The 21,536-nt window shown below is 58.3% G+C and carries 20 protein-coding genes, 1 tRNA gene and 1 pseudogene; 10 read left to right on the top strand and 12 right to left on the bottom strand.

What is annotated here, in order from left to right:
* Nucleotides 1–167 precede the first annotated feature (167 nt).
* The 4 genes from DXT96_RS11290 to DXT96_RS11275 form a co-directional block, all read right to left on the bottom strand.
* The gene (locus DXT96_RS11290) at nucleotides 168–1,076 is read right to left on the bottom strand and encodes a DMT family transporter (protein ID WP_371418842.1); all 909 of its coding nucleotides are present in this window, start codon (nucleotides 1,074–1,076) and stop codon (nucleotides 168–170) included.
* A gap of 161 nt (nucleotides 1,077–1,237) precedes the next feature.
* The gene (locus DXT96_RS11285; protein WP_174373338.1) at nucleotides 1,238–1,627 is read right to left on the bottom strand and encodes a DoxX family protein; all 390 of its coding nucleotides are present in this window, start codon (nucleotides 1,625–1,627) and stop codon (nucleotides 1,238–1,240) included.
* A 241-nt stretch (nucleotides 1,628–1,868) separates the two neighbouring features.
* Nucleotides 1,869–2,486, bottom strand: a complete 618-nt coding sequence (locus DXT96_RS11280; protein WP_153514885.1) for a L,D-transpeptidase — start codon at nucleotides 2,484–2,486, stop codon at nucleotides 1,869–1,871.
* A gap of 78 nt (nucleotides 2,487–2,564) precedes the next feature.
* Nucleotides 2,565–3,461 carry a DMT family transporter gene (locus DXT96_RS11275; RefSeq protein WP_153514884.1) on the bottom strand — a complete coding sequence of 299 codons (897 nt, stop codon included), beginning with the start codon at nucleotides 3,459–3,461 and terminating at the stop codon, nucleotides 2,565–2,567.
* A gap of 476 nt (nucleotides 3,462–3,937) precedes the next feature.
* Here DXT96_RS11275 and DXT96_RS11270 point away from each other — a divergent pair, with 476 nt between their 5' ends.
* The 6 genes from DXT96_RS11270 (at nucleotide 3,938) to DXT96_RS11245 (ending at nucleotide 8,771) form a co-directional block, all read left to right on the top strand.
* On the top strand, nucleotides 3,938–5,347 hold the full coding sequence (locus DXT96_RS11270) for a circularly permuted type 2 ATP-grasp protein (RefSeq protein WP_174373336.1): 1,410 nt from the start codon (nucleotides 3,938–3,940) through the stop codon (nucleotides 5,345–5,347).
* Nucleotides 5,348–5,350: 3 nt separating this feature from the next.
* Nucleotides 5,351–6,292 carry an alpha-E domain-containing protein gene (locus DXT96_RS11265; RefSeq protein WP_153514882.1) on the top strand — a complete coding sequence of 314 codons (942 nt, stop codon included), beginning with the start codon at nucleotides 5,351–5,353 and terminating at the stop codon, nucleotides 6,290–6,292.
* 21 nt (nucleotides 6,293–6,313) lie between these two features.
* Entirely contained in the window at nucleotides 6,314–7,129 is an 816-nt protein-coding gene (locus DXT96_RS11260) for a transglutaminase family protein (protein WP_153514880.1), read from the top strand.
* 4 nt (nucleotides 7,130–7,133) lie between these two features.
* A complete protein-coding gene (locus tag DXT96_RS11255) occupies nucleotides 7,134–7,730 on the top strand; it encodes a bifunctional 2-polyprenyl-6-hydroxyphenol methylase/3-demethylubiquinol 3-O-methyltransferase UbiG (protein WP_153514879.1) in 597 nt (198 codons plus the stop codon).
* 119 nt (nucleotides 7,731–7,849) lie between these two features.
* On the top strand, nucleotides 7,850–8,314 hold the full coding sequence (locus DXT96_RS11250; protein WP_153514877.1) for a GNAT family N-acetyltransferase: 465 nt from the start codon (nucleotides 7,850–7,852) through the stop codon (nucleotides 8,312–8,314).
* A 46-nt stretch (nucleotides 8,315–8,360) separates the two neighbouring features.
* On the top strand, nucleotides 8,361–8,771 hold the full coding sequence (locus tag DXT96_RS11245; RefSeq protein ID WP_153514875.1) for a VOC family protein: 411 nt from the start codon (nucleotides 8,361–8,363) through the stop codon (nucleotides 8,769–8,771).
* A gap of 239 nt (nucleotides 8,772–9,010) precedes the next feature.
* Here DXT96_RS11245 and araD1 read toward each other — a convergent pair whose 3' ends face one another.
* The 4 genes from araD1 to chvE all read right to left on the bottom strand — a co-directional run bounded on the left by araD1 (nucleotide 9,011) and on the right by chvE (nucleotide 14,009).
* Nucleotides 9,011–10,006, bottom strand: a complete 996-nt coding sequence (araD1, locus tag DXT96_RS11240) for a 2-keto-3-deoxy-L-arabinonate dehydratase AraD1 (protein ID WP_207133757.1) — start codon at nucleotides 10,004–10,006, stop codon at nucleotides 9,011–9,013.
* Nucleotides 10,007–10,121: 115 nt separating this feature from the next.
* Entirely contained in the window at nucleotides 10,122–11,318 is a 1,197-nt protein-coding gene (gene gguB / locus DXT96_RS11235) for a sugar ABC transporter permease GguB (protein WP_153514874.1), read from the bottom strand.
* Nucleotides 11,315–12,853 carry a sugar ABC transporter ATP-binding protein GguA gene (gene gguA / locus DXT96_RS11230; RefSeq protein WP_153514872.1) on the bottom strand — a complete coding sequence of 513 codons (1,539 nt, stop codon included), beginning with the start codon at nucleotides 12,851–12,853 and terminating at the stop codon, nucleotides 11,315–11,317. The genes gguB and gguA overlap by 4 nt, the downstream gene beginning before the upstream one ends.
* Before the next feature lie 91 nt (nucleotides 12,854–12,944).
* A complete protein-coding gene (gene chvE / locus DXT96_RS11225; RefSeq protein ID WP_149899941.1) occupies nucleotides 12,945–14,009 on the bottom strand; it encodes a sugar ABC transporter substrate-binding protein ChvE in 1,065 nt (354 codons plus the stop codon).
* A gap of 255 nt (nucleotides 14,010–14,264) precedes the next feature.
* Here chvE and DXT96_RS11220 point away from each other — a divergent pair, with 255 nt between their 5' ends.
* Complete coding sequence (locus tag DXT96_RS11220) at nucleotides 14,265–15,269, top strand: LysR family transcriptional regulator (protein WP_153514870.1); 1,005 nt, start codon at nucleotides 14,265–14,267, stop codon at nucleotides 15,267–15,269.
* 92 nt (nucleotides 15,270–15,361) lie between these two features.
* On the top strand, nucleotides 15,362–15,823 hold the full coding sequence (locus tag DXT96_RS11215) for a hypothetical protein (RefSeq protein WP_149899939.1): 462 nt from the start codon (nucleotides 15,362–15,364) through the stop codon (nucleotides 15,821–15,823).
* A 32-nt stretch (nucleotides 15,824–15,855) separates the two neighbouring features.
* Here the strand turns inward: DXT96_RS11215 and DXT96_RS11210 are convergent, their stop codons facing one another.
* Entirely contained in the window at nucleotides 15,856–16,131 is a 276-nt protein-coding gene (locus DXT96_RS11210) for a hypothetical protein (protein ID WP_153514868.1), read from the bottom strand.
* Nucleotides 16,132–16,371: 240 nt separating this feature from the next.
* Nucleotides 16,372–16,878 carry a MarR family winged helix-turn-helix transcriptional regulator gene (locus DXT96_RS11205; protein ID WP_149899937.1) on the bottom strand — a complete coding sequence of 169 codons (507 nt, stop codon included), beginning with the start codon at nucleotides 16,876–16,878 and terminating at the stop codon, nucleotides 16,372–16,374.
* A gap of 520 nt (nucleotides 16,879–17,398) precedes the next feature.
* Between DXT96_RS11205 and DXT96_RS11200 the strand changes: the two genes are divergently transcribed.
* Nucleotides 17,399–17,475: transfer RNA gene (locus DXT96_RS11200), tRNA-Arg, on the top strand.
* A 353-nt stretch (nucleotides 17,476–17,828) separates the two neighbouring features.
* A complete protein-coding gene (locus DXT96_RS11195) occupies nucleotides 17,829–18,158 on the top strand; it encodes a hypothetical protein (protein ID WP_153514866.1) in 330 nt (109 codons plus the stop codon).
* 190 nt (nucleotides 18,159–18,348) lie between these two features.
* On the opposite strand, the gene DXT96_RS11190 is transcribed toward DXT96_RS11195, so the two are convergent.
* Both DXT96_RS11190 and DXT96_RS11185 read right to left on the bottom strand, forming a co-directional pair.
* Nucleotides 18,349–20,298, bottom strand: a complete 1,950-nt coding sequence (locus tag DXT96_RS11190; RefSeq protein WP_371418841.1) for a methyl-accepting chemotaxis protein — start codon at nucleotides 20,296–20,298, stop codon at nucleotides 18,349–18,351.
* Between the two features lie 788 nt (nucleotides 20,299–21,086).
* Nucleotides 21,087–21,383: pseudogene (locus tag DXT96_RS11185) on the bottom strand (O-antigen ligase family protein); the annotation flags it as partial.
* Nucleotides 21,384–21,536 lie beyond the last annotated feature (153 nt).

Genomic DNA, 21,536 nt, shown 5'->3' with positions numbered 1-21,536 from the left:
GAAGGTGGCCCGAAGGGTCGGATGAGGGGGCAACGTTGCCGTATCTCACCACCCTTGCCCCCTCATCCCGCTGCCGCGGACTTCTCCCCCTCGGGGAGAAGAAACAACCGGAAGCCGCTCGCCAATCAAGCCCCGCAAGCCACCAGCCTGCGGGGTTTTCTTTGCCGTCACCCGCCATGCGCAACCGGCCGACGCCGGGACGGCAAGGTCATGGCCAGCACGCCGGCGATCACGCAGACGAGCCCCACCCACATGGCTGGTGTCGGCACCTCCCCCAGAAATGTCATGCCGATGGCGACACCGACCGGGACCCTCAGATAGGCCTGCGAGGTGGTGCCGACCGAGCCGAGCGTCTGCATCAGCCGGAAATAGATCATGAAGGCGAGCGCGGTTGAGAAGACGCTGAGGCACACGAGCGCCGTCAGCGATGCGGATGAAGGTGACAATGTCCAGGGCCGATCAACGATCAGGCTGACGGGCAATAGCAGGACCGCACCGCAGATCAGCGAGCCAGCAGCCGGCATGATCGGATCAAGCCCCCTAAAGTTCTTGCCGAATATCGCCGCACAGGCATAAGAAAACGCCGCTGTCAGCACGGCAAGCTGGCTCCATATCGCCTCGCCCGCACCGCCCAGCGCCTCCATGCCGATGATGAGACAGACACCCGTCATGCCGGCAATGGTGCCGAACAGCTTGCGCCCACTCACCGCCTCGTGCCGGATGACCAGCGCGGTGAGAAGAAAGGTGAAGATCGGCGTCGTTGCATTGAGAATGACGGCAAGACCGGCATCGATGCTTTGCTCCGCCCAGGCAATCAGCGTGAAGGGCAGGACGCTGTTGATGCAGGCCTGAATGAAGAACAACCGCCAGGTCGCCAACTCCTTCGGCAATCGCAATCCACGCAGCCGGATCACCGCGTAGAGCAGCAGACCGGCAATCAGGGTTCTCGCGGCGATGAAGGTGATGGGCGGAATGGTCTCCACCCCGATCTTAATGAATGTATAGGACGCGGCCCAGAGCGTGGACAGCAGGACGAGCAGCAACAATTCGCGGGCAATGGGATTTTGAATGGTCACGGAGCGATTTTCCAACTGCGTAGAAGATGAACCCTTCCTATCCCGAAAACAAGCATCAATGCTTCGGCGACGGCCGAAGTTTCATCCTCTTAAAAAACGTGAAGCCCCGCATGGCAAAACCATGCGGGGCTTCACGAGATACAGTCCTGAAACCGGATTGATCAGGCCCGGCGCTCATCTGCCGAGAAAGCACCCGGACCGGCAAACACCAGATAGAGGAAGACGAAGCAGAACAGGATGGCGGCATCGCCACCGTTCAGGGCCGGGAAAGGGCTGCTTGGCGCATGCGCCATGAAATAGGCGACGGCCATCTGACCGGAAAGGATGAAGGCGACCGGTCGCGTGAACAGGCCGATGAGCACGAGAATGCCGCCGACGAGTTCCAGAAGCGCCGCCACCAGCATCAGGGTCGGCAGTGAGCCTTGCATCTGCGATGCCGGAAAGCCGAACAGCTTCTGCGTTCCGTGTTCGATGAAAAGCAGCGCCGCGATGATGCGCAGTGCCGCGAGAGCATAAGGCCGATAGCGAGAAAGATTGTCGAAAATTGCCATGTTCATGTGTCCCCGTTGAAGTGGTGCCGCGCTCGATACAGTGCATTTTCTCCTTTATGGATACACGTCTCGAACACCGGAAATCACGTTTCCGATATTGCAGAACTCCCTTAAATACAAAAAGGGAGGCATTCTACACATGGTTGATTTTCCAGCATAAAATTGGCCGTCTGCTGGAAAAATCAACTCAAGGGTACAGGCATTTTTTCGCGCGGCAAAGGCGGAAAATTCCGCCTCTCCATCACGCCTGCAGCACAACCACCTTGGAGCCAACAGGCACGCGGCTGTAAAGATCGATGATATCGTGGTTGAGCATGCGGATGCAGCCGCTCGACATGGCGTGGCCGATGGATTGCGGCTGGTTGGTGCCGTGCAGGCGGAACATGGTATCGCCGCCGCCGCGATAGAGATAAAGCGCGCGTGCGCCGAGCGGATTGTTCGGGCCGCCCGGCATGCCGCCGGCGAACTTGAGATTGCGCGGATCGCGGCGCATCATGTTTGCGGTCGGCGTCCAGGAAGGCCATTCGGATTTGCGGCCGATATAGGCATCGCCCTTCAGCGCAAGGCCCTGCCGGCCGACGCCGACGCCGTAACGCATCGCCCGCCCGTCGCCCATCACGTAATAGAGCCGCCGTGCCGGCGTATCCACCACCACCGTTCCGGCCGGATGCGCCGTATCATAAGTGACTTCCTGCCGGCGCAGCTCAGGCTTGACCTTGTCGAGATGCATGGCGGGAAGCGGGAATTTCTCCTCCGGCTTCGCCCCGTAATTGAGCCTCTGCTGGCCGATGCCGGTATTCGCGCAGCCAGCCAGAAACAGCGGCAATCCGAACAGAACACCACGACGTGAAATAGACATGTAACCCCCGCCAAATCATGTGATTAACGAGAGGTATAATTTTATGGTTAACAAATCTCTAATATGAGGTTGCAGTAATTAACGTGCCGCAACCGCTGCTGCAGGCCTGCGGTTGGCGAGATAAACGCCCGTCACCGCCAGAACCGTGCCGGCAATCATGGCAGGCGTCAGAGTTTCCCCGAAAAGCAGGGCGGCCTCCACGGCGGCAAGCGGCGGCACCAGATAGATCAGCGAGGCCGCACGCGACACCTGCCCGCGCCGGATGAGGTAAAGAAGCAGCGCCACGGCGCCGATGGAGATCGCGCCCACGGACCAGGCGAGTGTGGCCGCAAGCCCGAGGCTCCAGTCCACATGCCCGTCTTCCAGCAAAAGCGCAAAGGGAACGGTGACCAGCAGCGCGCCGACATATTGCAGCGTGGCCACCGCCATGATGTTTCCGCCATGGACATATTTCTTCTGGTAAAGCGTGCCATAGGTCACCGACACCATGCCCAGCACATTCACCGCCACGGCATAAAGCGGCACGGACATGCCAAGCGCGCCGGTCGCCATCACCTTGGGTAGCACGGCGATAGCGATGCCGGCAAAACCGAGCAGCAACCCGGCACGCTGCATGGGTGAGATTCTCTCGCCAATCATGAAACGGGCGGCCACTGCCGTCATCAGCGGCTGCAAACCGGCAATGATGCCACCGATCGCCGCCGGCACACCCTGACCGATCGCCCACCAGATCATGCCAAGATAAATGCCGTGCAGGAACACGCCGGAGAGGATCGCCCTCAGAACATCGGCGCGCTGCTTCGGCCAGGAAATGGCGGATAGCCGGCAGATCGCCCATAATATCAGGCCGGCCAGCAGGTAACGCAGACAGAGGAAGGTCAACGGCCCGGTATAATAGACGGCATATTTGGCAGTGACCCAACCGGTCGACCAGAGAAAGACGAAGATGGCCGGAGCCAGACGGTCAAGCGACATGGGAAAATCCCCTGTGCGGTATGATCCCGCCTCTCGGACATTGCCGGGAGGCGCAAGGTCATGCAGCGAATTGATATTTCGGCCAAAACACACCGGCGAAAGAGCAGCCGGCTTGGCACAGGCCTGCGGCGGCATCCGGGCCGTTTCCCAAGGCGGTATCGTCATCCCCGCCAAAGGTCAAAGGCGTTTTCGTGATCGCATCTTTCAGTTTTTCTGATGCGGCATCCGCGATCCATCAACCGAAAACGAACGAACAAATTTTGTGCATTCGCCCACGGCGCACACAGCACCATCATGCCCTTCCACCCTCCCGCGCCGCGCAACCATTTTGACGATGCCGCATTTATAGGCTGAAACCGAAAAAACGCTTCTTTTTTAAAACTCTAGGGCGACAAAAAATCTTCATCGGGAGCTCCGCATAGTTCTTGCATTGCATTTAGCCTTGTATTCATATGGTAAAAAAGGGGACATCGAAGTTGGCATTTGACGAAATGATAAATGCGGACGACACGCCGCGAAGCCCATATGAAAACTATAACGAGTGGTACAGCCGACAGGACAGGTCGCACCTGATCCAGAAATCAAAAGACGCGGAAAACATCTTTCGAAAAACCGGTATTACTTTCGCAGTCTATGGCCATGCCGACAGTTCAGAAAAACTGATCCCCTTCGATATTATCCCGCGCATCATCTCCGGCCGTGAGTGGCGCAAACTGGCTCAAGGCATCGAACAGCGCGTTCTCGCCCTCAATGCTTTCCTCGATGACATCTACCACAAGCAGGAAATCATCCGCGCCGGTCGCATTCCCCGCGAAATAATTGAAAAGAATGTCGCATTCCTGCCGGAAATGATCGGCTTCACCCCGCCCGGCGGCGTTTATACCCACATTGTCGGCACGGATATCGTCCGCACCGGCGAAGACCAGTTCTATGTTCTGGAAGACAATGCCCGCACACCCTCCGGTGTCAGCTACATGCTGGAAAACCGCGAGACGATGATGCAGATGTTCCCGGAACTCTTCCACGAAAACAAGGTGCGTCGGGTCGAGGACTATCCCTATCTGCTGCGCCAGTCGCTCGCCTCGCTCGCACCCCCCGGCTGCACCGGCAAGCCGCGTGTGGCCGTGCTCACCCCGGGCATCTATAATTCCGCCTACTACGAACATTCCTTCCTCGCCGACATGATGGGCGTGGAGCTGGTGGAAGGGTCAGACCTGCGTGTCATGGACGGCAAGGTCAAGATGCGCACCACCCGCGGTTATGAGGCCATCGACGTGCTTTATCGCCGTGTCGACGACGACTACCTCGATCCGCTGACCTTCCGGCCGGATTCGGCGCTCGGCGTACCCGGCATCATGGATGTCTATCGCGCTGGCAACATCACCATCGCCAATGCCCCCGGTACCGGCATTTCCGACGACAAGGCCGTTTATTCCTACATGCCCGAGATCGTCGAATTCTACACCGGCCGCAAGCCGCTGTTGGAAAACGTGCCGACATGGCGCTGTTCGGAGCCGGACAGCCTGAAATACGTTCTCGACAACCTTGCCGAACTGGTCGTCAAGGAAGTCCACGGTTCGGGCGGCTACGGCATGCTGGTCGGCCCCACCTCGACGAAAAAGGAACGGGCGCTGTTTGCGGAAAAGCTGAAAGCCCGCCCCTCCAATTACATCGCGCAGCCGACGCTGTCGCTTTCCACCGTGCCGATCATGGTGAAAAACGGCATCGCCCCGCGCCATGTGGATCTGCGTCCCTATGTGCTGGTGTCGGACAAGGTGAAGATCATTCCCGGCGGACTGACCCGCGTTGCCCTCAAGGAGGGCTCGCTGGTGGTCAATTCCAGCCAGGGCGGCGGCACCAAGGATACATGGGTACTGGAGGATTAAGCCATGCTGGGCAGAACGGCAAACGGGCTCTACTGGATGTTCCGGTATATCGAGCGCGCTGAAAACATCGCCCGGCTGATCGATGCGGGCCTGCGCGTTTCGCTGACGCGCTCCGGCAGCGGCGACGAGGACTGGGACGGCGTATTGCAGAGCGCCGGCGTGCGCGAGGCCTTTCTCGAAACGCACGACAAGGTAACGACGGCGGATGCAATCGATTATCTCCTGCGGGACAAGGCGAACCCTTCGAGCGTGCTCTCCTGCATCGAGGCGGGCCGCAACAATGCCCGCATGGTGCGCACGGCGCTGACGCGCGAGACATGGGAAGCGACCAATGAATTCTGGATCGAGCTTAAGAGCAGTCTTGCTCGCCGGGTAAAGGCGGCGGACATGCCGCAAACCATCGACGGCATCAAACACCGCGCCGGTCTCGTGCGCGGCGCTTTTCATGGCTCGATGCTGCGCAACGATCTCTATAATTTCTCGCGCATCGGCACTTTCATCGAGCGTGCCGACAACACCGCGCGCATTCTCGACGTCAAATATTACGTGCTGCTACCGGCCGTCGCACATGTCGGCTCCTCGCTCGACAATGCGCAATGGGAATCCATCCTGCGTTCAGTCTCGGCGCATCGGTCTTATGGCTGGGTCTATGATGCGGAATACAAGCCGGCCAATATTGCCGACTTCCTCATTCTCAATGGCCGCATGCCGCGTTCGCTTGCCTATTGTTACGAGAAGATCGCCAGCAACCTCAATTACATCGCCGAGGATTACGGCGAAAGGCACAAGGCGCACGAGACGGCCGAGAGCATCCGCGACAGCCTGCGCAAGACGACGATCGACCGTGTCATGGATGAGGGTCTGCACGAATTTCTGGAGAGATTTGTCAATCGCAATGGACAATTGGGACAGGAAATCACGGAAGGCTACCGCTTTTATCTGTAAGCGCGTGGACGGGAACAGCTTATGCGTCTGAAAATCACCCATACGACGGAATATGTCTATGACGAGCCGATGCCCTATGCGTTGCAGCGGCTGCGGCTGACACCGCAGACCGGCCCCTGCCAGACGGTGGAGAACTGGGATGTTTCGGTCGACGGCGCCACCGTCGAAGTGACCTATGACGACCATTTCGGCAACCGGGTCGCGCTGGTGGAAACGGAAGGTCCGCAACGCAAGGTCAAGGTGGTGGCAAGCGGCCTCGTGAATACTGAAGACAAGGCCGGCGTGTTCGGCACCCACACCGGCAATGCGCCGCTATGGCTCTTCCTGCGCGAAACCCCGCTCACTAAGCCCGGAAAACTGGTGCGCGAACTGGCGAAGGCGAGCACCGGCGACAGCGAACTCTCCCACCTGCACGACCTCATGGAGAAGATCCATGAAAAGGTCGAATACGTTCCCGGTTCGACCGACATCGAAACCACGGCGGAAGCGGCCTTGGAGGCTGGCAAGGGTGTCTGCCAGGACCATGCCCATATCCTGATTTCCGTAGCCAGGCTGATGGGCCTGCCGGCCCGTTATATTTCCGGTTATCTGATGATGGAGGACGTGGCGGAACAGACGGCCACCCACGCCTGGGCCGAGGTGCATCTGCAAGGGCTTGGCTGGGTCGGTTTCGACGCCGCCAACAATATCTGCCCTGACGACCGCTATGTGCGCATCGCATCCGGCCTCTGCTACCGCGACTGCGCGCCGATATCAGGCATGCGCATCGGCCCGGCCGGCGAAACGCTGAACGTCTCCGTCACCGTGCAGCAGTCACAGAGCCAATCGCAGAGCTGAGACCATGGCCGGCAAGGACGACGAAACCATCGGTTTTTATACCGACAACGCTGGCGCCTATACCTCGAGAGGACAGGCGGCGGACCGCCCGTATCTTGAAAAATTCCTGTCGCGCCTTGCCGATGACGCAAGCATCCTCGAACTTGGGTGTGGCGGCGGGCAGGACAGCGAATTCATGCTGGCAGCCGGTTTCGATGTTCAACCCACGGATGGAACGCCCGAAATCGCCAAGGCGGCGGAAACCCGGCTCGGCATTCCCGTCGCGACATTGTTGTTCGAAGATATCAGCGAAGAGGCGCGTTATGACGGCGTCTGGGCCAATGCCTGCCTGCTGCATGTGCCACGCCCCGCCCTGCCCGCCATTATCAGCCGCATCCACACGGCGCTGAAGCGGGGCGGCGTTTTTTACGCCAGCTTCAAGGCCGGAGAAGCCGAAGGCCGCGACACGTTGGGCCGTTATTACAATTACCCTTCCAAAGCCTGGCTTGACGATCTCTACCGGCAATTTGGCTGGACGGGCATCGAGATCGAATCCCGGCACGGCAGCGGTTATGACAAGCTGCCGACCGACTGGCTGCATGTGATGGCCACCAAGTCCTGATCCTTTCCGAAGAACTTGCAGGTTGCGAAAGCACGCCTCGACCGTTTAAATCGCCGCATCGATTTGAAAGCATGATCCGGTTTCAGTCTTGAGGGAAGGAAGCCGGCCGGGAGACGTCCTTGTACAGCATTTCCGACTATCGCGACTGCCAGTCCCATGGCTCCACAATCGCCAACCGCGTCTGGACGGCATGGTGGCAGGATAGCGGCCTTCAGGTCGGCGACGTTGAGGAACACCTGAAGGACATGACCAATCCCCATGCTCTGCCGACCGGCTTCGTCGCCCATGACGGCGACGCCTATGTCGGCTCCGCCTTCCTCATCCATTCCGATCTGGAGGAACGCCCGCAATATCTGCCATGGGTCGCCGCCCTCTGGGTGGAAGAAGGCCGCCGACGCTCAGGTGTCGCAAAAGCCTTGATGCAGGCCGCGACACAAAGGGCCGTCGAACTCGGTCACGAGACCAGCTATCTCTGCTGCAAGCGCCATCTCGAAACCTATTACATCAATTGCGGCTGGACCGTTCTGGAACGCGGCGTCGGCAAACACGATCTGACCGTGCTGACCTACAGCACCAAAACATAGGCCGCCTGACACCACACGGCCAGCCCATGAAGTACCGGAGGAAACCATGCAACCGCCAGCCGCCATTATGGAAACCGCGATCTACGCCGACGATCTCGACGCCGCCGAGGCTTTTTACCGGGATGTTTTCGGGCTGGAGATGGTGCGCAAATTGCCGGGTCAATTCGTCTTCTTCAAGTGCGGCCGGCAAATGCTGCTGATCTTTGATCCGCAGCAATCGCGCACAGCCACGCCAGACAATCCAATCCCGCGCCACGGCACGGCTGGGCAAGGCCATTTCTGCTTTTATGCGGAGAACAAATCGGAAGTGGATGGCTGGAAAGCCCGCTTCGAGGCGCTTGGAATTGCCGTCGAACATTATCACCGCTGGCCGAATGACAGCTACTCGGTCTATATCCGCGACCCTGCCGGGAATTCTGTTGAGGTCGGGGAAGGCAGGCTGTGGGGGCTCGCCTGAACCGAAAGCCCAAGTTGCCCGTCATACAACAGAAGAGGAAAGGACGGCAGCTCCTCCCTCGACGTCATCCTCGGGCTTGTCCCGAGGATCTAACCACGTCGTGCAAAATCAATCGGTTACAGATCCTCGGGACAAGCCCGAGGATGACGTCGAGAGGGAAGCAATGCAGGTAACCCACCCTCAACCAATTTAACGTCTAGAGCATTTCCGTTTTTACTGGAAATGCTCTAACCCGCAGATCAAATCTGCCGAATAGCAATCTCTTCTTCCGCGTCCACCGCCAGCGGGTTCCGCAGGGGCAGGCCGAAACCGGCGGCCTCGATCTCGAACACGTCGCCCGCTTCCGGCTTGATGCCCTCGGCGAAGGACAGCGTCGCGGTGCCGAACATGTGCACATGCACGTCGCCGGGGGCGCGGAACAGGCCGTATTTGAAGTGGTGATATTCGAGGTTCGCGAAGGTGTGGGACATATTGTCCTCACCCGAAACGAACGGCTTTTCGAAAATGACCTTGTCGCCACGACGGATACGCGAGGTGCCGCGAATATCGGAGGGGGCAACGCCGACGCGGATTTCCGGGCCGAAGCTTGCCGGGCGCAGCTTGGAATGGGCGAGATAGAGATAGTTGACCCGCTCGGTAACGTGATCGGAGAACTCATTCGAGACGGCAAAGCCGATACGCACCGCTTCACCCTTGTCGGAGATCACATAGATACCGGCCATCTCAGGCTCTTCGCCGCCATCGAGCGCGAAGGACGGCGATGTGAGTGCTGCACCGGGTGCCGCTGCCACATGGCCGTTGCCCTTGTAGAACCACTCGGGCTGCACGCCCTTTTCGCCGGCCTTGGGCTTGCCGTTTTCCAGACCCATGCGGAACATCTTCATGGAATCCGTGAGGCTTTCCTCGGCGGCTTCCGAAGTCTTCTTGTGCATGCTGTCGCGGGTCGCGGCAGAGCCGAGATGGGTGAGGCCCGTGCCGGTCAGATGCAGATGCGCGGGATCGGGATGGGTGATCGGCGGCAGGAAGCGACCTTCGGCATAGGCCTTTTCGAGATCAACGGCATCGCCCAGACCATGGGCGGACACGACATCGGCAAGGCTCTTGCCGCCATTCGCGGCTTCCATGGCGAGCGCGTAAACCGACACGGCGCCCTTGACCGCCTGCGCCTGTCCGCCATCTTCGCGAACCGCTACGATGATTTTGCCACTGGCATCTTTGATCTGTGAAATAAGCACGGGATTTCCTTCCTCCGGCGCAACGCGCCTTATCTTCTGTGGCGCATCGCGCCTGCATCTTATGAAAGTGGCCGGAAACCGGCCACTTTTTTGACTTGCGATTTGGGTGGGCCGATCAGCCCTTGTTCTTGTTGTAAACGTCGAAGAACACGGCGGCGAGCAGCACGAGGCCCTTGACCATCTGCTGGAAATCGATGCCGAGACCAACGATCGACATGCCGTTGTTCATGACGCCCATGATGAACGCGCCGATGACCGCGCCGGTGATCTTGCCAACGCCGCCGGATGCCGAAGCGCCGCCGATGAAGCAGGCCGCGATCACATCAAGCTCGAAGCCCACGCCGGCCTTCGGCGTTGCCGAGTTGAGGCGGGTCGCGATGATCATGCCGGCAAGACCGGCCAGCACGCCCATATTGACGAAGGTGAGGAAGCTCAAACGTTCGGTGTTGATACCGGAAAGCTTGGTCGCCTTCTCGTTGCCGCCCATGGCGTAGACACGGCGGCCGATGGTCGTGCGACGGGTCACGAAGCTGTAAAGCGCAATCAGCACCAGCATCACGATCAAGACGTTCGGCAGACCGCGATAGGTGGACAGCTGATAGCCGAGGAACAGGATAGCGCCGGAGATCAGCAGATTCTGAACGATGAAGAAACCGAACGGCTCCACGTCGATACCATGCTTGACGTTCACCACGCGACGGCGCCACGCCAGATAAAACAGCGCTACCGTAATCAGTACGGTCAGGATCATCGAGGTGGTGTTGAGACCTTCGATGCCGCCGATATCAGGCAGGAAGCCGGTGCTGATGATCTGGAAATCGGTCGGGAAAGGACCGATATTCTTGCCGCCAAGCACGAACAGCGTCAGGCCGCGGAACACCAGCATGCCCGCCAGCGTCACGATGAACGACGGAATACGGTGATAGGCGATCCAGTAACCCTGGGCAGCACCGATGATGCCGCCGATGACGAGACAAATCAGCGCCGCCAGAAACGGATTCATGCCCCATTGCACGGTCAATATGGCCGCTATCGCGCCGACGAAGGCGACGATGGAGCCGACCGAAAGGTCGATATGCCCGGCGACGATAACCAGCAGCATGCCCAGCGCCATGATGACGATGAACGAGTTCTGCAGGATGAGGTTGGTGAGGTTGACCGGGCGAAACAGGATGCCGCCGGTGTAGAACTGGAAGAAAACCATGATGGCGACGAGCGCGATCAACATGCCATATTCGCGGATATTGGAGCGAATATAGGATGCGACCGAGATGACGTTACTTTCTTCGCTTGTTGTGTTTGCCGAACTCATGAGTTCTTCTCCCCTGAGCGCATGATAGCGCGCATGATGCTTTCCTGGCTCGCCTCTCCCTTCGGCAATTCAGCGACGATGCGGCCTTCGTTCATGACGTAGATGCGGTCGCAATTGCCGAGCAGTTCGGGCATTTCCGATGATATCATCAGAACGCCTTTGCCGTCGGCAGCGAGCTGGTTGATGATGGTGTAGATTTCGTATTTCGCGCCGACATCGATACCGCGGGTCGGTTCGTCGAGGATCAGCACGTCTGGATTGGAGAACAGCCACTTGGACAGCACAACCTTCTGCTGGTTGCCGCCTGAAAGATTGACCGTTTCCTGAAAGATGCCCGAAGACCGGATGCGCAGGCGCGTGCGGAAATCGCTCGCCACCTTCATTTCCTTGATGTCGTCGATGACGCTGGCACTCGACACACCGGCCAGATTGGCAAGCGTGGTGTTGTGCATGATGTTGTCGTTGAGCACCAGGCCGAGATGTTTGCGGTCTTCCGTCACATAGGCAAGACCGGCATCGATGGCCTTGCGCACGGTGCTGACATCCACGGACTTACCGTTGAGCAACACGTCGCCGGTGATCTTGTGGCCATAGGACTTGCCGAAAACGCTCATCGCGAATTCCGTGCGCCCTGCCCCCATCAGCCCGGCGATGCCGACGACTTCGCCCTTGCGTACGGTGACGTTGATATCGTGCAGAACCTTCCGATCGCGATGCTGCTGGTGATAGGCGTTCCAGTTCTTCACCTCGAGAATGGTCTCGCCGATCGGCACATCGCGGGGCGGATAACGATCTTCCAGATCGCGTCCCACCATGTTGCGGATGATGACATCCTCGCTGATTTCTTCCTGATGACAGTCGAGCGTCTTCACCGTCATGCCGTCGCGCAGCACGGTGATCTGGTCGGCCACCTTGCGCACTTCGTTGAGCTTGTGGGTGATGATGATCGAGGTCATGCCCTGCTTGCGGAATTCGATCAACAGGTTCAGCAGCGCCTCGGAATCGCTTTCGTTCAGCGAAGCGGTCGGCTCGTCAAGGATGAGAAGCTTCACGCTCTTCGACAGCGCCTTGGCGATTTCCACCAGCTGCTGCTTGCCCACACCGATATCGGTGATCAGCGTCTCCGGCGATTCCTTCAGGCCCACTTTCTTGAGAAGTTCGCGGGTCCGGTTGAAGGTCTGCTGCCAGCTGATGACGCCGTTCGTGGCGACCTCGTTGCCAAGGAAGATGTTTTCGGCAATCGACAGCAGCGGCACAAGCGCCAGTTCCTGGTGAATGATGATGATACCAATATCTTCGCTGTCGTTGATGGCGCGAAAGTTTCGCACAGCGCCTTCATAGTGAATTTCGCCCTCATAGGTGCCGGCGGGATAAACACCGGAAAGGACCTTCATCAAGGTCGACTTTCCCGCGCCGTTCTCACCGACGAGTGCGTGGATCTCACCCTCTTTTACCTTGAGGTTGACGTTCTCCAGCGCTTTCACGCCCGGAAACGTCTTGGTGATGTTCCGCATTTCGAGAATGGTATTGGCCATATCGCAATCCAGCGCCCGATTAATTTCGGCGTTTTTATTTTTATGGAAAAACGGGGATGACGCCAAGTCATCCCCGCATGTGTCTTCAGGCTTATTTCAGCTGGTCTTCTTTGTAATAACCGCCATCAACGAGAACCTGCTTGTAGTTCTCCTTGGTGACTGCAACCGGCTTCAGCAGGTAGGACGGAACGACCTTGACGCCATTTTCATAGGTCTTGGTGTCGTTTACCTCAGGCTCCTTGCCCTGCAGAACGGCATTCACCATGTCGACGGTAACCTTCGCGAGTTCGCGGGTGTCCTTGAAGATGGTGGAATACTGTTCGCCTGCAATGATCGACTTGACCGACGGCACTTCAGCGTCCTGACCGGAAACGATCGGCAGCGGCTGGTCCTTCGAACCATAACCAACGCCCTTCAGCGAGGAGATGATGCCGATGGACAGACCGTCGTAAGGCGACAGAACGGCGTCAACCTTGGCGTCGGTGTAATAAGCCGACAGCAGGTTGTCCATGCGAGCCTGGGCCGTTGCCGGATCCCAACGCAGCGTACCGACCTTGTCCATGCCCATCTGGCCGGACTTTACGACCAGCTTGCCGCTGTCGATGTAAGGCTTCAGAACCGACATCGCGCCGTCATAGAAGAAGAAGGCGTTGTTGTCGTCAGGCGAACCGCCGAACAGCTCGATGTTGAACGGACCCTTGCCGTCCTTCAGGCCAAGCTTGTCGGTGATCGAAGTCGCCTGCAGAACGCCAACCTGGAAGTTGTCGAAAGTTGCATAGTAGCTGACGTCGCCGCTGTTGCGGATAAGGCGGTCATAAGCGATGACCTTGATGCCCTGCTCGCCAGCCTGCTTCAGAACGTCCGACAGCGTGGTACCGTCGATCGAAGCGATCACGAGGACCTTGACGCCCTTGGTGACCATGTTTTCGATCTGGGACAGCTGGTTCGGAATGTCGTCGTCGGCATATTGCAGGTCGGTCTTGTAACCGGCTTCCTGCAGCTGCTTGACGATGTTGTTGCCGTCATCGATCCAGCGAGCGGAAGACTTGGTCGGCATGGCAATGCCGACGGAACCCTTGTCCTGCGCAAAAGCCGGCGCTGCGAAGGAAGCAGCACCGATGGCACAAGCCGCCATCAGCGAAATAATGGACTTCATAACTCTCTCCCTTGAACCCTTCTCTGGTGTCCGCATGCTGCGCCGCACCATGAAATTCATGCCGTCAGAGGAAGAAGCCGCACTAAGCCCCATCCCAATCTCGCAACTGCGAAACGGAACAGATGCCGCTCCTCCCCGGCATCCCGCAAACTGTTCTGAATCCATATAACTGTCAAATAGAATATATCGGCTTACCTATATCAATTCTGCTATATTAAATCGATACAATAATCGTTGAGGGGTATGAAACAGCGCATGAGCAACCAGAAAGTGTATGAGCAGACGCAAACAACAGACGCGCTTTTCGTCTTTGAAGACAACCCGCTTCTGCGCGCCGGATTAAAGATGAGCCATCTGCGCATGCTGGTCATGATCGAGGAGCACGGCCAGGTCAGCGCCGCCGCAGCCGCCATGAACATAACACAGCCGGCGGCATCACGCATGCTTTCGGAAATGGAAGCAATCGTCAAAAGCCCGCTCTGTCAACGGGCGTCGCGCGGTGTGGTGCTGACGAAGTTCGGCGAGGCGCTGGCGCGTCGGGCGCGCACCATATTGCTGGAACTGCGCGAAGCGAGCCGCGAGCTTAACCAGATGAAATCCGGCAGCGGCGGCTCGGTTTATATCGGCGCCGTCACAGCACCCGCCATCAGCCTTGTGGTTCCCGCCATCAAACGGGCGACGGACACCTATCCCGGCATCGAAATCAATGTGCAGGTGGAAAGCAGCAACGTGCTGGCCCGGGAGCTGCTGGCCGCGCGTCACGACTTCATCATCGGCCGTATTCCGGATGATTTCGACCCGGGCCTGTTTTCCATCCATGAAATCGGCATCGAGCGCGCCTGTCTGGTGGTTCGCGACGGGCATCCCCTGCTTGGCGGCGAACCGGTAACGCTGAGCGATCTTTCCGCCTATGACTGGGTTTTCCAGCCGCCCGGCGCCCTGCTGCGCAGAACGATGGAGGATGTGTTCCTCACCCACGGCGTTGGCATGCCACGCAACATCATCAACACGCCATCCATGCTTCTGACGCTTGCGCTGATCTGCAACACCAATGCGATTGCGCCGATCGCGCAGGATATGGCCGAGTTCGTGGCCGGCCAGCAGGCCGATATCGGCCGCACCCGCATCCTGCCGACGGATTTCGAACTTGTCGTCAAGCCCTACAGCATCATCACCACCAAGGGCCGCGTTTTGCCGCCCAGCGCCCGGCTGCTCTACGATCTGGTTCTGGATGAAAGCCGAAAACTGACCGGCCCGTGATGGACATGGCGATGACACGAGGCAAGCCAGACACCACCTTCATCCTGTAAACAGGCCGGATTTATGAGGGTCGGCGCAGGGGAAACAGCCGCATGCTTTTCGGACAATCCGTCTTCCAGTCAGTTGTCGAAAGACTGAAGCAGGAAAGAGAAGAGGAAGCCGCGGAACCGCCGCCGCCTGCCCGCCATCGCATCGCCGGTTTCAATTCCAGCTTCGTCGTCGGCACGCCTTCTGCTGCACCGCAACCGGGAAACGGCGGCCTCGACGCCTATCTCGCCTTCTTGGCCGACCCCGCGCCCCCGCCTGAACCCCAGCCAGAGCCAGAGCCGGAACCCATGCCGGCGCATCTCGAAAAGACATCTCTTGCAGATGTGTCAGTGGAACTGGCGATCCATGAAACCGACACTGCCGCAACGCTTGCGGAAAAACGCCGCGCTTTCGCCCGCCTCAACCACCCCGACGGGGTGAAACCGGAATTCCGGCACAATGCGACGCTGCGCATGACGGCGGCAAACCTGCTGATCGACCAAGCGATCCGGATGCTGAGAACTTAAATCTTGAATGCACGGCGGGGGATATGCAGCTTTCAGCCAGCGTCGTTTTTATCGACGGGCGCGCTATCTGCGGGTTCTTCTGAAACGGTCTTGTCCGCTCCAGCCTTGGCCGCATCATCGGCACTCACAGGCTTGAACTTCACCAAAAGTTCATAGGCCGCATAGGCGGCGATGCCGCCGACGATCGTTCCCCAGAAGAACTCGCGATTGACGAATTCGATTACAGCCCAGGCCGCGCAGAAGCCGACGATCAGCAACCTGACCCATAAAGGGCGATAAAGCGGATGGCTGGTATCGATGTTCAGCATGGCGTTCCCGTTTCCGGCCTTTTTCGGCACACCGCGCGCTTACGGCATCGGGTGACCAAAGGCATATGCAGGTCGTCTTGGCCGTTTCACAGGAAAATTGCAACGCAAATCGAGCCGTCACCAATCAGGCTGTCGTGAAAGGGCAAATCCCCAAGCACAGCCAACCGGCCGGAAAACCGGCACGACCCGCATTTCCGGGTCGCGCGGCCCCAGAGCCGTCTCCATCGGCGATAGCGGCGTTCAGCCTCGCAGACGTCCGAGCAGCGATAACAGCTGGTCACGGGCTTTCTTGCCGCCGATCCTGTCGATCAGCTTTTCCTCACGGTCGCGCCATGAATCGGAAAGGCTGTCGAGAAGGCGGCTGCCCTCCTCGGTCATGTCGAGAAAATGAACGCGCCTGTCCTCTTCCGACCGGCGGCGGACAAGCAGACCCTTCTCTTCCATGTTGTCGACAATCGCGACGAAATTGGCGCGCTGGATGCCCAACGCTTCCGCCACATCGCTCTGTTTCAGGCCCGGATTGCCGCCGACAATGACGAGAACTGAGAAATCGGCGGGTCGCAACCCCCGTTCCGCCAGCACATCTGAAAACCCGTTTGCCACGGCAAGTTGCGAGTGCCGCAAATGATAGCCTATCGCCGTCGCCAACAATCCATAGTCAATCGCCGTAAGATGCACCGGTTCCACTCCGTCGCTTTCGGCCTTTTCCGCCCGCGGCCCGTTGCTATGTGCCAATCGCAAAGCCATCCGATCCCCCGCTTGATTCGTTCCTTTACCCTGCCGAAATCATAACCGACAACGTTCCAAAACTGTATCCTAAATAAATGTAGGTGATACTAATATTGTATAATAATTTGACAGTTAATCCGCAAAAATCCAAATCCGGCTTCCAGGCCGCCATCCGGAGGCCGGGAAAAGTATCACTATTTACCCGCCGATTTTGAGGGTATGACGCCGCCCGCCGCGCCGTGTTTGAAAGGCTTTGCGCCCGTCCGGCCACCTGCCCATGGTGGCGGCGAAACAGCCGCCGCATCAGACGATAACATACTACTTATAGGGGAAACCCGATTTCAATAAAAAAAGCAATACGCCAAACGACGCATTGTTTCCCCAACCCGCAGAAAGGCATCAACACCCCACAATAAATCGCACCCCACCCCGGTGGAAAAACAGGTGATGTTTCGCAAATCTCTGATTTTTAGACATTGATGCGGAAAGAAAGCTGGGGTATGAACCAACCGCTGCACGCGATTCAAGCGTGACCGCTGCACCCGTAGCTCAGCTGGATAGAGTGTTGGATTCCGATTCCAAAGGTCACAGGTTCGAATCCTGTCGGGTGCGCCATTTCCCCAAAGTTCAACATTTCGCCGCGCGTAAAACTGCCCGTTCCAAAGTGACCCGCAGTGAAGCTGAATGCTCGCCTTTATTCGCGACGTGACGCGAAGTTTTCGGCGATCTTGGCAAGGATGTCCGCGCGATTCTGTGGAGAATTGAGAAAAGCCGCGAGGTTTCCCTGCCGTTCGGGCATCATCTCGTTCGCAAGCAAGGTTACGGACATATCATTGTAATAACCGGAATATACCTTCCAGTATTGAAGGTGAACCGAAGCCACATTCGGCATATCAAGACTGTAATTTTTCAAAATATATGATGATTCTGCATGTATTATCCCACAAGAAAATAGGGAAATTTATTTTATGAAAGCCAAAGCAAAAATTGCCATGCTCGTTTCCGTATTCATTCTTTCAGGATGCATGACCGAAGCCGAGTTCAATCGGGGGCAGGAAATCATCAGCGGAAGTCCCGCCGCCAAGCGTGATGTCATGAACACTTGTTACGAAGGCGTTAGAAAACACCCTCAAGGCGTTAGGACCGTGGTGGCGAAAAACATGAATGTCAGCCCGAAAAGCAATGTCGATCTGACCTTTTGCACACGATTGATCAACGCCATAGCAAGCAAGAAAATCACCTACAGCGATTTTACAAACACAAGCCCGGCCTTTATCCGCGCCATGCAGGGCAGGTAATTTTCAACACTGCGCCCGGCCGGCCCAGGGTAGTGGCTGCGAAAAAGGCGAGACAATCTCCCTCCGTATCTTCAGCCATGCCGCGCAAGAGATCAGGCCTGCGCGGCATGTTTGGGTCACGGCCCGGATGTCTGGCCCGACCAGCCATCATCTCCGGTGGGAACCCGTTGGGGGCGCGGTCAACCCTCGCTTAAAACTCCTGCCAGTCGTCCTTTGACGTATCCACGGCCGCATTGCCCGCGAAGGCGGATGCGATCTTGCGGCCGAGCGCGCGCACGGGGGATGCTACCGGCCTGTCGTTGCCGCCGGCATTGCGAACCGGCGCGGGCTGGCTCTTCTGCTGATAGGCAACGTCGGCAAGCCTGAACTGCGAGAGCAGCTGGTTGAGCGACGCGACCTCCTTGGCGAGGTTGTGGCTTGCGGCATTGGTTTCTTCCACCATCGCCGCATTTTTCTGCGTGTCCTGATCCATCTGGTTGACCGCCGTATTGATCTGCTGGAGGCCGGAGGACTGCTCCTGTGCGGATTCCACGATGGAGACGACGTGCCGGTTGATCTCCTGCACTTCCGAGACGATGGTCGTCAGCGCCTTGCCGGTGTCACCCACCAGCTGAACACCCTGTTGCACCTGATCATTCGAGGTGTTGATCAGCGCCTTGATTTCCTTGGCGGCACTGGCTGAGCGCTGCGCAAGCTCGCGCACTTCCTGCGCCACCACGGCAAAGCCCTTGCCCGCTTCACCCGCACGCGCCGCTTCCACACCGGCATTCAAGGCCAGAAGGTTGGTCTGGAAGGCGATCTCGTCGATCACACCGATGATATTGCTGATCTCATTGGCGGATTTGGCGATCTGTTCCATGGCGACCACGGCGCGGCGCACCACTTCACCGGATTGTTCGGCGCCCGCCTTGGCGCGGCTGACGATCTGGCCGGCCTCCTGGGCTCGCCGGGTGGAATCGCGCACCGTGGTGGTGATCTCTTCCAGGGCGGCGGCGGTTTCTTCCACGGCGGCGGCCTGCTGTTCCGTGCGCTTGGCCAGATCGTCAGCGGCCGATTTGATCTCGTTTGCGCCGGCACCGATGCCGCCGGCATTCTGTGCAACCTTGGTCAGCGCCCCCTGCAGCTTTTCAGCCGACATGTTGAAGTCGTTGCGAACGCCATCCAGCGTCGCCGTGAACGGCTGGCCGATACGGTAGGAAACATCGCCTTCGGACAGTTTCGAGAGGCCGGCTGCGAGATTGTCGACGGCGAATTTGACGTCGGCCGCTTCATTTGCCTTCTGCCGCTCACGCTCGATGCGGTCTTTTTCCGACAGGCTGCGATTGGCCTCCGTCTCCTGCTCGAGGCGAATGCGCTCGATCGCATTTTCGCGGAACACCTGAACGGCTTGCGCCATCTGGCCGACTTCGTCTCCGCGTCCCGTGCCGTCGATTTCCGCCGCCGTCTCGCCGCCGGCAAGCGATACCATGCGCTCGCGCAGACGGGCGATCGGCGTGGTGATACCACGCGACGCCACGAAAATCGCCAGAATGACGCCGATGGAGAAAACAAATCCAATCACGGCAAGTGATGTCAGGATCGTCGAATTGGTCTCCGCCGTCAGCTCGCCACTTCCCTTCGCAACGCCCTTGACCAGCTTTTCCAGCAGCGCCGCCAAATTGTCAGCGGTCGGGCGAATGGAGGCATCGGCCCTCAGCATCTGAGCTGCCGCGTCCTCGTTGCGATTGGCCAGGCCTAGTTCGACCGCCTTGTCCGTGATTGCGGTAATCTCCTGCGACTTTGCAAGAAACCCGTCAATGGCAGTCGTCTCCTCCGGAAATGCCGCCTTCACATTGTTAAGGCGCATCACCAGCAGCCGCTTGCTTTCGGTGTAGAAATCCCGTGCGACCTTGATATCCGGCCCGGCCGCGTCATACGCCATGACCTGATAGGCGCCATAAGCGACTGCGGCGAGATTTCGGTTGGCGCGCGCAAGTTCCACCAGAGCGGCGTTGTCGTTGGCGATGAAGAATGAATAGGCCGTATCCGCTTCCTTGTAGCGGTTGGACATGAATGCGGTTGCGCCAAGGCCAACGACGCAGAGCGGCAGAATAAGCGACAGGATTTTGGTGCGGATGCTGGTATTTTGAAGAAAGGACACGGTGAAACCTCACGTCAACGAAACCCGCTCCTTCCCCGTGCCGGAGGTGTTCGGCAAGACTGACATTGCACGTCGAACGCCTTGATCATCAAGGCTTCACGAGACGCATCATCGGCTCGGGCCGCAATTTGCATCATGCCTGCATCCGCGAAGGGTGATGCCTGTTCCTCAGATATCGACAGGTTACCATTCGTGAGACGCGGGCGGCCCGCCAGCGAGCGGGCGCGCCGGACCACATTTCGAGAAAAATGGAAAGGGGCTGATTTTCGGATGCCGGCTGCCATTTCTTGTCTGGTAAAATGATTATAGTCAAAAACTTTACAATTCCTTCAAGTCCGTGCGGTCAGCAAAATATAAGATAGGAAAGCAGTAACAGAGCTTTTGCAGCCTGCCTCGCCAAACAAAGTCGGTGCCTGCAGCACGCATCCCCTGCCGTCCGGCACCTCATGCGCTTCGGGCAAAAGACCGTGCTTTCGCATCACCGCCCAGCGCCGAAAGACGGCGGCCAATGCCGCAAGTCCAGCCATCACGGAACCGCGGATTGCGGGCGCTGCCAAATATGAGCCGTATGGCGCATATTCCAACCAACATCAGCTGTGACGAACAGCCTGCGAAGGTTGCTGCGAAAGAGGTTTCGTCACCATTGCCTCGTCCCCGCCGCTTCGCGCCGGTGTCGGCCCCGTCTCATCCTCGACAAGGCTGGCATTGGCCTGCAAATGCAGGCCCATCACGGCAACGATGAGGAAAAACCAGACGAAGCCGGTGCTGAGGAAGAACAGCGTTTCCAGCGCTTCGCCCACCAGCGAGGTGAAAACAAACCAGCCGAAAATCGCCGCCATCAGCAGGCGCGGCATGAAGAGAATGGAGAACGACCGTTCCTTCGCCATGAACGCCAGGAAACTGAAAAAGAGAATGATCGCGGTCAGCTGGTTCAGCAGGCTGGACCCGGCCGCCATGGCGGAGCCCAGATAGGTGGAGGAAAGTGAGATATAGGGCGAAAAACCGACCGTGAAAAAAAGGAAGGTCACATAAAACAATGCGTCCCGCCAATAGCCACGCCCCTGTCCGTCGTCCGCTGCATCCATAAGGGGTTTTTCTCTTCCTTTTTCCACGTCAGCACACATCGTATCCGATGCTTCATCCCCGTCACAGGAATATCCTGTTCCCGGTAGGGACGCCCATTTCTGAGCGCCCCCCGGACAGATCCGAGCGAGCCCAATTCGGGCACTCGGCTCCTA

The sequence above is a fragment of the Agrobacterium sp. ICMP 6402 genome (assembly GCF_009498615.1).
GTDB lineage: Bacteria > Pseudomonadota > Alphaproteobacteria > Rhizobiales > Rhizobiaceae > Agrobacterium > Agrobacterium burrii.
Note: the sequence above shows the minus strand (reverse complement) of the source record. Positions and strands in the feature narration are given on the sequence as shown.